The following is a 14576-nucleotide window of genomic DNA, read 5'->3' on the forward strand; positions in this document are numbered from 1 at the left end:
TCCTTTTCTACTTATTATTCACGTAACCGTTACATATTACAATATCTTTTGTAAAAATTGTTGCGCACGCTCACTTTTCGGTGCTGCAAAAAATTCTGCTGGCGCACTATCTTCTACAAGTTTTCCACCATCTAAAAAGAGAACGCGATCTGCTACTTCTTTTGCAAATCCCATTTCATGTGTAACAATTGCCATTGTCATTCCTGTCGTAACTAATGATTTCATAACTTCTAGCACTTCTTTTACCATCTCTGGATCTAGTGCTGATGTCGGTTCATCAAATAACATTACTTCTGGTTCCATTGCTAACGCTCTTGCAATTGCTACACGTTGCTTTTGTCCGCCAGAAAGACGATTCGGATACGTATCTTTTTTATCTAATAAGCCGACCTTTTCTAAAAGTTTTTCGGCTTTCTTTTCAGCTTCTTGTTTCGTTACTCCTTTTACATTGATAGGAGCATACGTAATATTTTCTAATACAGTCATATGAGGAAATAGGTGGAAATGCTGAAATACCATTCCGACATTTTCACGGACGTGCATAATATTCGTTTTCGGATTCGTTACTTCTTCCGTTCCAATCCAAATGTGACCATTTGTCGGTGCTTCTAACACATTCATACAACGTAAAAATGTTGATTTCCCTGATCCAGACGGTCCAATAATCGCTACTACTTCCCCTTTTCCAATCGTTGTTGTAATTCCTTTTAATACTTCGTTTTTTCCAAATGATTTATGAAGGTTTTCAATTTTAATCACTTTTCTTCATTCTCCCTTCAATTGCCTTCCCGACTAATGTAAGAATAATGACTAGCATATAATAAATGAGTCCAACAAAAAGTAATGGTTCAAGATATTTAAATGTCTCCCCGCCTACGATGTAAGCACGGCGCATTAAATCCGTTGCGCCTATTACTGTTACTACAGCCGATTCTTTCGTAAGTGTCGCAAACTCGTTTACAAGTGCCGGTAATATATTTTTTAAAGCTTGAGGAAAAATGATATTTCGCATCATTTTTCCGTATGGAATTCCTAAAGCCATCGCTGCTTCTGTTTGTCCTTTATCAACCGCTTGAATGCCCGCGCGGATTACTTCTGACATATATGCACCTGAATTTAAGCTAAATGCAAGTACAGCTGCTAAGAATGCCGGTATTTCATAACCAATTATTTGCGGGACACCGAAATAAATAATCATTAATTGCAATACAAGTGGTGTACCACGGAAAATTGATGTATAAAGATCTGCCGCTATATTTAATGCTCGTATTCTAGCAATTTTGCAAAGTGCTAATAACGTCCCTAAAAGAAACCCTGCTAAAGCTGATACTGCTACAATTTTCAAAGTAACTTCTAGACCTTTTAATATATACGGTATCGAAGGCGTAATCGCCGAAAAATCTAAGTTCATTCTTTTCATTCCCCTCACAGAAAAGTGAAAGGCAGCTTATTTTTCGCTGCCAAACCATTTCTTCACTAATTTATCCATTTCTCCATTTTCTTGCATTTTTTTAATTACTTTATTAAATTCAGCTGTTTTGTCACTGTTTTTCGGAAGGGCAATTGCTGCTCCTACTTCTTCTGGTGCTTCTTTAATTTCAATTCCTTGTAATTCTTTCATTTTTTCTAAATAATTTTTAGCAACTGTATCTTCTATAATTGCAGCGTCAAAACGACCAGCTTTAATTTCTTGTACGATTTCTGGTATACGGTCACGTCCCTCAACTTTGAAATCTACTTGTTTTTTAAATTCTGCTGCTTTCTCTTCTTGAATAGACCCTGTTTGTACCCCTACTTTTTTCCCTTTTAAATCCTCTACAGATTGAATGTTAGAGTCCTTTTTAGAAACAATCATGTTTTTCGCAACAAAGTAAATATCTGTGAAATCAACATTATTTTTACGCTCTGCAGTTGGCGTCATACCTGCCATTACGAAATCAACTTTTCCTGAGCTAAGAGATGCTAATAAACCACCAAAATCCATATCTTTCACTTTCACTTCATAACCAAGTTCTTTTCCGATATATTTAGCAACATCAACATCAAAGCCGATAATTTCATCACTTTTTGAAGCTTCTACGTATTCATATGGTTTATAATCTGCTGAAGTCCCCATAACCAGTACTTTTTTATTTTTTCCAGTAGCCTTTTCTTCCCCATTACTACAAGCACTGAACATACTTACAATTAAAATAAGTGCAAACGATATTGATAATAACTTCTTCATCTTTCTTCCCCCTAATAATGTATATTTAAAAGTTTAATAGAATATTTATTCGATGTTTGTATTGTATCAGTACTTTTATTTTTATGCAATATATAAAATAAAAATAAATATAAAACAAGTTAAAACACCGTTATTTATGTATAAAAAGATGCATAAAATAACAAAACTATGCATATCCCACAAATTTTAATACGAAATAAAAAAAGGCGGTACATCCACTTGAATGTGGACGTACCGCCTTTTCATTTATTTTTATAAGGACTTATAATCCGTTGGGATGAACCACCTCCACTGATTATAGTTCTTCGCAATTCTCTTCGAAATACGATTGTAGTTTTGCAATAACTTGCATCGGTTCATGACCTTCAATTTCATGACGCTCTACCATCGTTACAATTTTTCCATCTTTTAATAAAGCAAATGATGGAGAAGATGGTGGGTACCCTTCGAAATATTCACGAGCTCTTGCTGTCGCTTCTTTATCTTGACCTGCAAACACCGTTACAAGGTGGTTAGGACGTTTATCATAATGTACAGAATGCGCAGCAGCAGGACGAGCAATACCGCCTGCACAACCACATACAGAGTTTACCATTACAAGTGTTGTTCCATTTCTTTTAAACGCTTCGTCTACTGCTTCTGGCGTCGTCAATTCTGTATATCCAGCAGAGACAATCTCTTCACGCGCTTGGCGGACAACATCATTCATAAAAAAGTTAAAATTAATCAATCTTTTCCCTCCTCTAAAACTACCTATTTGTATCTTACCAGTTAATGTTTGTGAAATACAAGTAAGTTTACTTGTATTTCAGCATAGAAAAGGTGTTAGAGCTCTTGCTCTAACACCTTTTCTTAATGACCACGATGTTTTTGCTTTGCTTTTTGTACTTTGATTAAACGTCTTCTTTGTTTTTCAGCCTCTCGCTTCTCCTTAGATTGCACTTTCTTTTCTTGTTTATGCAGTTCATAAGATAAGCTAATTGCCTCTTGTGCCTTAGTAAAGCGGTTTACATTTACTTCTTTTGCTGCTTGTCGTATGATCCGCTTTATATTTTTGGGACGCTGTTTTTCTTTCACTTCCACGCCACATTTTGCAAAGTGCTGAAAATACGCTAACATTGAACCGTTCACAAATATAAGCACTTCTTCGTCTGAAGGTTCCGTTCCAAAAATATACCTCGCTCCATACAACTTCCCTTTTTCTTTACATGTAATGATTCCAACAAAAAATTGGCCATCGTGATATACTGTCAAATCCATTGACAGCCCCCCTAAAAAAATTAGAAATACGGGACATCCCGGAGGGGAAGGTTACTGACATGAAATCATGCGTCTGGACTACCAACCAGAACTGTGTTTTTGTATTTCTTTCACTATTATTATATCTTTTTTTCCATAATCTTCATATATTCACTAATCATTTTTTTATGCGACCCAACAATATAGTCAGGTAGTTCTGTTAGTGGGAAGAATTTAAGCTGAACCGCTTCTTCTTTGTTCATAACAAAATCTCCATCGTATTCGTCCGTATAATAAGCAGTCGTTACAGATTGAAATTCATCACCGTTTGCTAATTTTGTAAAATAGTTCGCTCCAGAAAACACATTGATTAATCGTAGGTTCTTCACCCTTATTCCTGTTTCTTCGTATACTTCACGAAAAGCAGTTTCTTCTGGGGATTCACTAAGCTCCATTAATCCGCCAGGCAGCCCCCATTTTCCGTAAGGCTCTGTTCTTTGTTGCAATAATACATATCTATTTTCATTTATAACGAGTACAACAGCACCAACTAAAATTAAAGGGCGATGACCAACTATTTTCCGTAATTCTTCTACATATCCCATCGTATCCCTCCTTTTTCGTTGTCCACACTATTGTATCATATGTATGAAACGACAAAATGCGTATATTTTTCATTTTTTTAACAAAATATTTATTTTATGTGCTTCATCTACTGTAGCTAACAAAATGGATTCAACTTCTGCGTTTTTCTCTAGAAATTCTCTCGCCCATTCTTCTGTTTTCCCTAATAAAGCAAGAACATCTTGCTGAATGCTCCCATCCTTTACTAATACAAACGAGACTGGAGATTTTTTTCCCGCCACTTTTAGATCAAGCCGGGAAGCTGCCTCATATTCTGGATACCGAAATATAGAAACGACACCGTTCGCTTCCCATAATGCTAATTTGATCGTTTGAATATCGCTCACATTTCGCATACGAAGTTCTGAAAATAAATATTCCACCGTAATTCTCGCTTTTTTCAAATTGCTAAAATCAATGGAGCCGTTGTGTATAAGAATGATAGGTGCTGGCTCTAAAAAGCGTCTCCATCTATCCCATTTCAACATTAAAACTGAACTTATAATATGAAGTACAACGAGTATAAACGTTGTAATCATCGAGCCCATTAATCCTACTTTTTCATCAGACAATGCGTTAGAAATATTCCCACCAAGCAATAACACTAATACAACATCTAAAAAACGAAGTTGCGCGATGGATCTTTGTCCCATTGCTTTCGCAACTAATATTAAAAATATGTATGCTATGATAGCCCGAATAACCCATTCACTATTAGAAAGATGCCGTGCTCCCTCAAAAATATGCATATGCATCACTTTGCACTCCTTACATCCCAAACTGCTAGTCCGTTTTAGTTTGCAACGTTTATGCGTATATATGTAAAAAAGCTGGTTCGTTTAAAAACGAACCAGCTTTTTTTACTTAACTGAAAACATATATTTTTTATACGTTTTCCGTACCGATAATATGAGCCCCATCATAATCATATTCGAGAATAAGGAACTTCCCCCATAAGATAAGAAAGGTAATGCAATCCCTTTTACAGGCATTAATCCAACGATCATACCGATGTTTTGGAATATTTGAACCGTTAATATCCCAATCGATCCAGCACATAATAATGTACCGAATAAATTATCAGCAGAATAACCGATAATAATTGTTCTATATAGTAGTAATAGGAACAAGAATACAACTAACGCTGCTACGATAAATCCACCTTCTTCGGCAATTGTAGCGAAAATAAAGTCTGTATGCTTCTCAGGGATATAAACGTTCCCTTCGCCAAACCCTTTCCCTTCCATACCGCCACTACCTACAGCTAAAATTGATTGCTGTGTTTGATAACCTTGATCTGTATGTTCAAATGGATCTAACCAACCTAAAATACGTGATTGTTGGTGCGGTTTTAGTAGCGTAACTAACTTATTAAAGAAGAAATCCTCATACCTTACGTAAATAAATATTAACGTAGATAGTATGGTGACTGGAATAACTGTACATAACGCTATCAATTTCTTCTGAATACCTGACATGAATAAAATACATGCAATGGCAGCAGCATATAAGAACACCATCCCTGTATCCGGTTGGCTATATACAACAGCAATAGGTGGGAGGGATACTAGTACAATTTTACCTACTAATTTTAAGTCCGTTTGGAATGTCCTTGCCATATACTGCGCATTATGTTTCACTGCTATACTTGCTACCACGAGAAGCAATGAAATTTTGAAAAACTCAGATGGTTGAATTTGTCCAACTAACGGAAATACAAACCATCTTTTTGCACCTAATTTTTCAGGTGTGAAAGTGGAAACCGGTAGTATTTTCAAAAGAATAAGTGAAGCAAATCCAACGATATAAAGTGGCCAAGACAATTTTTGTAATTGATCTAAGTCAATGCTTGCAACAAGCAATAACAATACAACCCCAATTATGTAGTTCAAACCCTGTTTCATTGCAAAGTTTGCCTCTCCATATTGGCCAGTTTGCTGACTGCTATATATAGCAGCTATACTCGTAACACATAATGCTAACAAAATTAATATTAATTTTACATCTAAACTTTTTAGAAACTCGGTACTTCTTTTCATGACATCCTCCTGAAACATTGTTACAGCAAAATAAAAAACCAGGAGTCAACATTCTTCATGTTTTGACGACTGATTACACATTATCTATAAAACACTTATATAGAATAACTCTCTTTTTCATACAATACAATATATTATACTACAGTTTCATCAGTAAGATTTGCCAAAAAAATTATTCTTTTCTTATTTTATATCCATATACCATATATCAGCAATGTATTTTCATAAATTCCTAATACATAATCGTTCATTGTAAGATTACTGGGAAAGGTATTATATATATAGTAGGATGTAGATGAAGAAATAGGATGATAAAAAGCTCGCATAAGCGAGCTTTTTATTTAATATACAGATGTATTATTTTCTGACGTATTTTCTAAAATTTCTTTTACACGTCCTAAGAACTTACCACAAATTAAGCCATCTAGTACACGGTGATCAAGTGATAAACATAAGTTAACCATGTCACGAGCACCAAACATGCCATTATCCATAATTACTGGGCGTTTTACAATTGATTCAACTTGTAAAATAGCCGCTTGTGGGTAATTAATAATACCCATAGATTGAACAGAACCGAATGATCCTGTGTTATTGATTGTAAATGTTCCGCCTTGCATTTCGTCCGCTTTTAACGATTTCGTACGTACTTTTCCTGCAAGTTCTGTAATTTCACGAGCAATGCCTTTAATTGTCTTCTCGTCCGCATGTTTAATTACTGGTACAAATAGTTCGTCCTCTGTTGCAACAGCGATAGAAAGGTTAATATCTTTCTTCTGAACGATTTTATCGCCAGCCCACATTGAATTAATTTGAGGGTATTCTTTTAACGCTTGTGCTACTGCTTTTACGAAGAAAGCAAAGAACGTTAAGTTAAAGCCTTCACGCTTTTTGAAATCACCTTTAATTGAATTACGGTATGACACAAGGTTTGTCACATCTACTTCAATCATCATCCAAGCGTGTGGCGCTTCGTGTTTACTACGTAACATGTTCGCTGCAATTGCTTTACGCACACCTGTTACTGGAATTTCGATATCGCCAGGCATTGTTGGTACAGAAACTGGTTTCGCAGATTCTACTTTTTGCGCTACTGGCGCTGCTTTTGGTGCTTCTGGACGCGCTTCTACTACTGCTGCTACCGCTTCCTCTTTCTTCGCCGCACCTGCTTGCGGAATATTTCCAGATTCCACTAGCTTTAAAATATCTTTACGAGTGATACGGCCGTTTGCCCCCGTACCTTCTACTTGATCTAAATCAACGTTATGCTCACCCGCAAGTTTTAACACAGCTGGTGAAAAACGAGGTTTTCCATCAGTTGGTTGTTTTGCTTTCGGTGCTTTTTCAGGCGTAGCTACTTCTGCCTTTGGTTCTTCTTTTGTTTTTTCCTCAACAGCTGTTGCCGCTACTTCATCTGCGCCTTCTACTTGAATTACACAAACTACTTCACCTACAGCTAACGTATCACCTTCACTAGCGATTAACTCTTTCACAATACCAGTGAAAGAAGATGGTACTTCAGCGTTTACTTTATCAGTCATTACTTCTGCAAGCGGATCATATTTGTTTACGTGATCGCCAACATTCACGAGCCATTTACTAATTGTACCCTCTGTAACGCTCTCCCCGAGCTGAGGCATTGTAATATTTTCTACAGCCATGTATAGTCCCCCCGATTAAAATTCCGCAAGTTCACGCATTGCTTTTTCAACTTTATCTGGATTTACCATAAAGAATTTTTCCATTGTTGGTGCATATGGCATTGCTGGAACGTCTGGACCTGCAAGACGTGCGATTGGTGCATCTAAATCAAACAGACAGTTTTCAGCAATAATTGCTGCCACTTCACTCATAATACTTCCTTCTTTATTGTCTTCTGTTACAAGAAGAACTTTACCTGTTTTAGAAGCTGCTTCAATGATTGCTTCTTTATCTAATGGATATACAGTACGTAAATCAAGAATGTGTGCAGAGATGCCATCTTGTGCTAACTTTTCAGCCGCTTGAAGAGCAAAATGAACACATAATCCGTATGTGATAACAGTAATATCATCGCCTTCACGTTTTACATCTGCTTTTCCGATTGGTAATACGTAATCATCTTCTGGCACTTCACCTTTAATTAAGCGATATGCACGTTTATGCTCAAAGAATAATACTGGATCTTCATCACGAATTGCAGCTTTTAGTAAGCCTTTTGCATCATATGGTGTAGAAGGGATAACAATTTTTAAACCCGGTTGGTTTGCAAACATCGCTTCTACAGATTGTGAATGATACAATGCACCGTGAACACCGCCGCCAAATGGCGCACGAACTGTAATTGGACAAGTCCAATCATTATTAGAACGGTAACGAATTTTTGCTGCCTCAGAAACAATTTGGTTTACTGCTGGCATGATGAAATCAGCAAACTGCATTTCAGCGATTGGACGCATTCCATACATTGCTGCACCAATTGCGACCCCAGCGATTGCAGATTCTGCAAGTGGTGTATCTAGCGCACGATCTTCACCAAATTGATCATATAATCCGTGTGTCGCTTTAAATACGCCACCTTTTTTACCAACATCTTCACCTAAAACGAATACTTTCTCATCGCGTTCCATTTCCTCGCGCATTGCTAATGTAATAGCATCAATATAAGACATTACAGCCATGAAACGTTCCCCCCTATTCTGCGTATACGTGCTTCAATGCATCTTCAGGTGCTGCATACGGAGCATTTTCTGCATATTCTGTTGCTTCGTTTACGATATGCATAATTTCGTCTAACATTTGTTTTTCAGATTCCTCAGTTAACACGCCAACCTCTTTTAAATAAGCAGCAAATGTTATAATTGAATCATTTTTCTTTGCTTCTTCTACTTCTTCTTTATCACGATAAACACGATCATCGTCGTCACTTGAATGTGCTGTTAAACGATATGATACTGTTTCAATTAAAGTTGGGCCTTCACCGCGTCGGCCACGGTCTGCTGCTTCTTTTACAGCTTTATATACTGCAAGCGGATCGTTTCCGTCTACTGTATATCCAGGCATACCGTATCCAATTGCACGATCTGATACATTTTTACAAGCTAATTGTTTTTCAACTGGAATAGAGATTGCGTATTTATTATTTTCACACATGAAAATAACAGGTAACTTGTGTACGCCAGCAAAGTTTGCACCTTCATGGAAATCACCTTGGTTAGAAGAACCTTCACCGAATGTAACAAACGTTACTAAATCTTTCTTTTCCATTTTTCCAGCTAATGCAATACCAACTGCATGTGGTACTTGCGTTGTTACTGGAGATGAACCTGTCACAATACGATTTTTCTTTTGGCCGAAGTGACCAGGCATTTGACGACCACCAGAGTTTGGATCTCCAGCTTTCGCGAAACCAGATAGCATCAGTTCTTTCGCTGTCATACCAAACGCTAATACAACACCCATATCACGGTAGTATGGTAATGCATAATCTTTCTCTCTATCAAGAGCGAATGCTGCTCCAACTTGTGCTGCCTCTTGTCCTTGACAAGAAATTACGAATGGAATTTTACCAGCACGGTTTAATAACCACATACGTTCGTCGATTTTACGTGCAAGTAACATCGTACGGAACATTTCTAATACTTGCTCATCACTTAAGCCAAGCTCTTCATGGCGCTTTTCTTTTACTTCTGCCATTTTTCATAACCTCCTAAATCCACATTTTTATGCGTGTAACGCTTTTCCATCTACAGCTAACGCTGCTTCACCAATCGCCTCAGATAATGATGGATGCGGATGAATTGTATGTGCTACTTCCCAAGGTGTTGCATCAAGTACTCTTGCAAGACCTGCTTCAGAAATCATATCTGTTACATGTGGTCCAATCATATGAACACCAAGAATGTCATTTGTTTCTTCATCAACTACAAGTTTTACGAAACCATCTGATTCGCCGTATACAAGCGCTTTCCCGATTGCACGGAATGAGAACTTACCTACTTTTAACTTATAGCCTTTTTCTTTCGCTTCTTGTTCTGTTAAACCGACAGAAGCAACTTCCGGACTGCTATATACGCATTTTGATACCATAGAATAATCAATTGGTGTAACTTCTTTACCAGCAATATGTTCTACTGCAGCTATTCCTTCATGAGAAGCAACGTGAGCAAGCTGTAAGCCACCGATTACATCACCGATTGCGTAAATATGAGATTCTTTCGTTTGATAAAACTCATTTGTTTGAATGTATCCTTTTTCCACAACGATATCCGTATTCTCTAAACCAATATTTTGCGTATTGGCTTGTCTTCCTACAGATACAAGCATTTTTTCTGCTTTAAATTCTTTATTCTCACCGTTATGTTCAGCTTGAATTGTTACTCCATTATCTTTTACCAATGTTTCTGGTAATACTTTTGCACCAGTTACCACTTTAATACCTTTTTTCTTGAATAGACGTTGCATTTCTTTTGAAACGTCTTGATCTTCTAGTGGTAGTATCGTTTTCGCATACTCTAATACTGTAACTTCTACACCGAAGTCAGCAAGCATAGATGCCCACTCAATACCAATTACACCGCCACCAACGATAATAATTGAACTAGGAAGCGTTTCCATTTTTAGGGCATGATCGGAAGACATTACGTACTCTCCGTCTAATTCTAAACCTGGTAATGAATTTGGACGAGAACCTGTTGCAATAAGTACATTTTTTGGAATTAACATTTCATTCTCTTCTCCACTTGCAAGTTCAACTGAAATTGTCCCTGGCATCGGAGAGAAAATAGATGGACCAAGAATACGGCCAATACCTTCAAACACATCAATTTTACCTTGTTTCATTAAGTGCTGAACACCTTTATGAAGTTGCGTTACAATCTTCTCTTTACGCTCTTGTACTTTTGCAAAGTTTAGTTCTACATTACTTGCAATAACCCCGAACTCTTCACTTTTCTTAGCAGTTGCGTATACTTCCGCACTACGTAAAAGGGCTTTACTAGGAATACATCCTTTGTGTAAACAAGTACCACCAAGATTTTCTTTTTCAACAAGTGCCGTTTTTAAACCTAGTTGTGATGCACGAATAGCAGCAACATATCCACCAGTACCGCCGCCAACGATGACTAAATCATATTCTTTTGCCATTATCTCAACCCCTAGCTACCGTTTCTTTTTCACGTACAATATATTCTTTTGGAGCTTCTTCTTCACGTAGTACACGAAGTGCCCCTTCTGCTAATGCTTGTAATTCATCTTCTCCTGGATGTACGATAACATCTGCAATCCAGTCTACTCGTTCTTTTATTTCATCAACAAGAATTTTACTGTAAGCAAGTCCACCAGTTAATACAATTGCATCGATTTTCCCGTGAAGTACAGCGCTAGCTCCACCAATTTCTTTTGCAACTTGATACGCCATTGCTTTATAAATAAGAGTTGCTTCAGGATCACCTTTTTCAACCATTTGTTCTACTTTAATCGCATCATTTGTACCAATAAGACTTACAAGTCCACCTTGTCCGACAAGTTTTTTAACCATTTCGTCTCGGTAATACTCACCAGAGAAACACATTTCAACTAGTTGTCCTACTGGTACTGTACCCGCACGCTCTGGGCTAAATGGTCCTTCTCCATTTAAACCATTATTCACATCGATAACTTTTCCTTTTTTATGAGCACCAACTGTAATACCGCCGCCCATATGTGTAACTAATAAATTTAAATCCTCATATTTGTGGTTTAATTCTTCAGCCACTTTGCGAGCGACTGCTTTTTGATTTAATGCATGGAAAATACTTTTACGTTCCATACCAGCGATACCACTTATACGAGCAACCGGCTCCATTTCATCTACAACGACAGGGTCTACAATGAATGCCGGAATATTTAATCCAGAAGCAATTTCATATGCTAAAATGCCCCCAAGGTTTGAAGCGTGATGACCGCTAAATCCATTTTTCAAATCTTCTAACATCGCATCGTTTACTGTGTATGTTCCACCCTCGATTGGACGAAGTAATCCCCCGCGTCCACAAACTGCGTTTAACTTTGAAATGTTAATACCGTGAGAATGTAGAACTTCTAAGATCGTTTCTTTACGAAACTCATATTGGTCAATAATTCGCTTATATTTTCCAATCTGTTCTTCGTCATGACGAATAGTTTCTTCTAAAACGGGTCTTTCATTATCAAAAACACCGATTTTTGTGGATGTACTACCCGGATTAATAACAAGAATTCGATTTAAAGACACTGTTGCTACCTCCACTAATAAATTCAAAAGGAGGTGGAAACCTCATAAGAGGTAACCACACCTTTTGTAAAAGTAATATATGAATGATTAGCGACGGCTAATAATGTCGTGACCGTTGCGTAAGTATGTGCTACGAGAGTTTTTCAAGCTTGCAATGCGCTCTTCAGCTAGACGATCAGCTGCTACATAAGTTGCAATGCCATCGCGTTTTGAAATTTCGATTACTTTTGCAATTGTGTCATAAATTGACTCAACGCGTTTTAATGCACGTTCTCTATTGTATCCATATAACTCGTCTGCTACGTTAATTACGCCACCTGCATTAATTACATAGTCTGGTGCGTATACGATACCCATTTCATGAATGATGTCGCCGTGACGATCTTCTTTTAATTGGTTATTCGCAGAACCAGCGATTACTTTTGCTTTAAGTTGTGGGATAGTTTCGTCATTAACTGTTGCGCCTAATGCACATGGTGCGTAAATATCACATTCAACACCGTAAATTTCATTTGGCTCAACTGCTGTTGCACCGAATTCTTCTACTGCACGTTGTACAGCTTCTTTATTAATATCTGTAACGATTAGTTTTGCTCCTTCAGCGTGTAAATGTTTGCATAGGTGATATGCTACGTTACCAACACCTTGAACAGCAATTACTTTTCCTTCTAAATTATCAGTACCGAAAGCTTCTTTCGCAGCAGCTTTCATACCACGATACACACCGTATGCAGTTACTGGAGATGGGTTACCAGAAGAACCGAATGATGGTGAAATACCTGTTACAAAGTCAGTTTCTTCGTGGATAATATCCATATCATCTACTGTTGTACCAACATCTTCAGCTGTAATGTAACGTCCGTTTAGTCCTTGAATGTAACGTCCTAATGCACGGAACATTGCTTCGCTCTTATCTTTACGTGGATCACCGATAATTACTGTTTTCGCACCACCTAAGTTTAAACCAGCTGCTGCGTTTTTGTATGTCATCCCTTTTGCAAGACGCAATGCATCTTCAATCGCCGCTTCTTCAGAATCATATGTCCACATTCTTGTTCCACCAAGAGCTGGTCCAAGTGTTGTATCATGAATTGCAATGATTGCTTTTAAACCAGATTCTTTATCTTGACAAAATACTACTTGCTCATAATCATATTTTTCTAAGTATTCGAAGATTTCTAATGTCATTGTCGTTTCCCCCTAATTGTTTTACCCTATTTGGTTTATTTTGAAGCAGTCGCAACTGCCAATGCTAATGAATATACTTTTGTTTCTGCTGAATCAGCACGAGATGTTAAAACAATCGGTGCTTTTGCGCCAGCAATCATTGCTCCTACTTTTGCATCCGCAAAGTATACGAGTGATTTATATAGCACATTTCCAGCTTCAATCGTTGGGACGAGTAAAATGTCTGCCTTACCTGCTACATCACTTACTATGCCTTTATGTTCTGCTGCAATTTGTGATACTGCATTATCTAAAGCAAGTGGTCCATCAACGACACAATTTTTAATTTGTCCGCGGCGATTCATTTGAGTTAACATCGCTGCATCAATTGTCGCTTGCATCGCAGGATTCACAACCTCTACCGCTGCAATTGGTGCTACCTTTGGCAAATCAATTCCTATTGCCCGGGCAACTTCTACAGTATTCTGTATAATAGCAGCTTTCTGTGTTACATCAGGTGCAATGTTCATCGCTGCATCTGTAACAAAAATGAGACGATCGTAATTTGGAACTTCAAATGCTGCAACGTGTGAAAGTACGCTACCTTTACGAAGTCCCCACTCTTTATTTAATACAGCTTTCAAAATATTTGCTGTTGGGATGTTTCCCTTCATGAGCACATCTGCTTCGCCGTTTCTTACAGCTTTCACAGAAAGTTCTGCAGCCTCAGCACTTGACTGTGCTGCAATCACTTCAATATGTTCTGAAGTTTGTAAATTATGTTCTTGTAACATCCCCATTATTTTTTCTTGGTTTCCATATAGACGAAATTGAGCTAGCTGTAATGTAATTGCTTTCGCTACAGCTTCAATTACTTCATGATCTTCAGCTACTGCTACAGCCACAGTTTTTTTAGGCTGGCCTGCTGCTTGATCAATTAAGTGTTCTAACTTCATATTTTGTAATCAACCCTTTCCGTCGTCCCTCGTCTTTTTATTAAGCAAATACCGTGCCAACTTTTTAAAGTGGTCTTACCAATAATGAAAAC

15 protein-coding genes are annotated in these 14576 nt (G+C 37.5%); all 15 read right to left on the bottom strand.

Translation table 11 applies throughout. The features are described 5' to 3' along the window. Positions 1-36: 36 nt before the first annotated feature. Entirely contained in the window at positions 37-759 is a 723-nt protein-coding gene (locus MKY00_RS20690; protein WP_000590225.1) for an amino acid ABC transporter ATP-binding protein, read from the bottom strand. Next, positions 752-1411 carry an amino acid ABC transporter permease gene (locus MKY00_RS20695; protein ID WP_001046921.1) on the bottom strand — a complete coding sequence of 220 codons (660 nt, stop codon included), beginning with the start codon at positions 1409-1411 and terminating at the stop codon, positions 752-754. Before MKY00_RS20695 ends, MKY00_RS20690 begins: the two co-directional genes overlap by 8 nt. Before the next feature lie 36 nt (positions 1412-1447). Next, positions 1448-2227: a transporter substrate-binding domain-containing protein gene (locus MKY00_RS20700; protein WP_016718454.1), complete on the bottom strand. Its 780-nt coding sequence runs from the start codon at positions 2225-2227 to the stop codon at positions 1448-1450. Between the two features lie 295 nt (positions 2228-2522). Beyond that, a complete protein-coding gene (locus tag MKY00_RS20705) occupies positions 2523-2936 on the bottom strand; it encodes a BrxA/BrxB family bacilliredoxin (protein WP_001998211.1) in 414 nt (137 codons plus the stop codon). A gap of 143 nt (positions 2937-3079) precedes the next feature. Beyond that, on the bottom strand, positions 3080-3487 hold the full coding sequence (locus MKY00_RS20710) for a YjdF family protein (RefSeq protein ID WP_000366594.1): 408 nt from the start codon (positions 3485-3487) through the stop codon (positions 3080-3082). A gap of 119 nt (positions 3488-3606) precedes the next feature. Then, positions 3607-4071 carry an NUDIX hydrolase gene (locus MKY00_RS20715; RefSeq protein WP_011040653.1) on the bottom strand — a complete coding sequence of 155 codons (465 nt, stop codon included), beginning with the start codon at positions 4069-4071 and terminating at the stop codon, positions 3607-3609. Between the two features lie 69 nt (positions 4072-4140). After that, complete coding sequence (locus MKY00_RS20720) at positions 4141-4845, bottom strand: DUF421 domain-containing protein (protein WP_000550966.1); 705 nt, start codon at positions 4843-4845, stop codon at positions 4141-4143. A gap of 105 nt (positions 4846-4950) precedes the next feature. Continuing rightward, on the bottom strand, positions 4951-6129 hold the full coding sequence (locus MKY00_RS20725; RefSeq protein ID WP_016718455.1) for an FtsW/RodA/SpoVE family cell cycle protein: 1179 nt from the start codon (positions 6127-6129) through the stop codon (positions 4951-4953). A 341-nt stretch (positions 6130-6470) separates the two neighbouring features. Next, positions 6471-7790, bottom strand: coding sequence for a dihydrolipoamide acetyltransferase family protein (locus MKY00_RS20730; RefSeq protein ID WP_000257678.1), 1320 nt, complete (start codon positions 7788-7790; stop codon positions 6471-6473). Between the two features lie 15 nt (positions 7791-7805). Continuing rightward, positions 7806-8789 carry a 3-methyl-2-oxobutanoate dehydrogenase subunit beta gene (bfmBAB, locus tag MKY00_RS20735; protein WP_000290076.1) on the bottom strand — a complete coding sequence of 328 codons (984 nt, stop codon included), beginning with the start codon at positions 8787-8789 and terminating at the stop codon, positions 7806-7808. A 13-nt stretch (positions 8790-8802) separates the two neighbouring features. Then, positions 8803-9804, bottom strand: a complete 1002-nt coding sequence (bfmBAA, locus tag MKY00_RS20740) for a 3-methyl-2-oxobutanoate dehydrogenase subunit alpha (RefSeq protein WP_000852554.1) — start codon at positions 9802-9804, stop codon at positions 8803-8805. 27 nt (positions 9805-9831) lie between these two features. Beyond that, on the bottom strand, positions 9832-11253 hold the full coding sequence (lpdA, locus tag MKY00_RS20745) for a dihydrolipoyl dehydrogenase (RefSeq protein ID WP_001051288.1): 1422 nt from the start codon (positions 11251-11253) through the stop codon (positions 9832-9834). A 4-nt stretch (positions 11254-11257) separates the two neighbouring features. Beyond that, positions 11258-12361 (bottom strand): butyrate kinase, encoded by a 1104-nt coding sequence (gene buk, locus MKY00_RS20750; protein ID WP_000056191.1) that lies wholly within the window; start codon positions 12359-12361, stop codon positions 11258-11260. An 87-nt stretch (positions 12362-12448) separates the two neighbouring features. Continuing rightward, the gene (locus MKY00_RS20755) at positions 12449-13549 is read right to left on the bottom strand and encodes a leucine dehydrogenase (protein ID WP_000171362.1); all 1101 of its coding nucleotides are present in this window, start codon (positions 13547-13549) and stop codon (positions 12449-12451) included. Positions 13550-13584: 35 nt separating this feature from the next. Continuing rightward, a complete protein-coding gene (gene yqiS, locus MKY00_RS20760; protein ID WP_000763072.1) occupies positions 13585-14484 on the bottom strand; it encodes a phosphate butyryltransferase in 900 nt (299 codons plus the stop codon). Positions 14485-14576 lie beyond the last annotated feature (92 nt).

This window comes from Bacillus sp. FSL R9-9834, from assembly GCF_038006905.1.
GTDB lineage: Bacteria > Bacillota > Bacilli > Bacillales > Bacillaceae_G > Bacillus_A > Bacillus_A pacificus.

Excerpts from the sequence above, each read along its gene's own strand:
- MKY00_RS20720 (WP_000550966.1), bottom strand. The coding sequence starts at position 4,845 with ATGCATATGCATATTTTTGAGGGAGCACGGCATCTTTCTAATAGTGAA.
- bfmBAA (WP_000852554.1), bottom strand. The coding sequence starts at position 9,804 with ATGGCAGAAGTAAAAGAAAAGCGCCATGAAGAGCTTGGCTTAAGTGAT.
- MKY00_RS20705 (WP_001998211.1), bottom strand. The coding sequence starts at position 2,936 with ATGAATGATGTTGTCCGCCAAGCGCGTGAAGAGATTGTCTCTGCTGGA.
- MKY00_RS20725 (WP_016718455.1), bottom strand. The coding sequence starts at position 6,129 with ATGAAAAGAAGTACCGAGTTTCTAAAAAGTTTAGATGTAAAATTAATA.
- MKY00_RS20700 (WP_016718454.1), bottom strand. The coding sequence starts at position 2,227 with ATGAAGAAGTTATTATCAATATCGTTTGCACTTATTTTAATTGTAAGT.
- MKY00_RS20710 (WP_000366594.1), bottom strand. The coding sequence starts at position 3,487 with ATGGATTTGACAGTATATCACGATGGCCAATTTTTTGTTGGAATCATT.
- MKY00_RS20715 (WP_011040653.1), bottom strand. The coding sequence starts at position 4,071 with ATGGGATATGTAGAAGAATTACGGAAAATAGTTGGTCATCGCCCTTTA.
- bfmBAB (WP_000290076.1), bottom strand. The coding sequence starts at position 8,789 with ATGGCTGTAATGTCTTATATTGATGCTATTACATTAGCAATGCGCGAG.
- MKY00_RS20730 (WP_000257678.1), bottom strand. The coding sequence starts at position 7,790 with ATGGCTGTAGAAAATATTACAATGCCTCAGCTCGGGGAGAGCGTTACA.
- MKY00_RS20695 (WP_001046921.1), bottom strand. The coding sequence starts at position 1,411 with ATGAACTTAGATTTTTCGGCGATTACGCCTTCGATACCGTATATATTA.
- yqiS (WP_000763072.1), bottom strand. The coding sequence starts at position 14,484 with ATGAAGTTAGAACACTTAATTGATCAAGCAGCAGGCCAGCCTAAAAAA.
- lpdA (WP_001051288.1), bottom strand. The coding sequence starts at position 11,253 with ATGGCAAAAGAATATGATTTAGTCATCGTTGGCGGCGGTACTGGTGGA.
- MKY00_RS20755 (WP_000171362.1), bottom strand. The coding sequence starts at position 13,549 with ATGACATTAGAAATCTTCGAATACTTAGAAAAATATGATTATGAGCAA.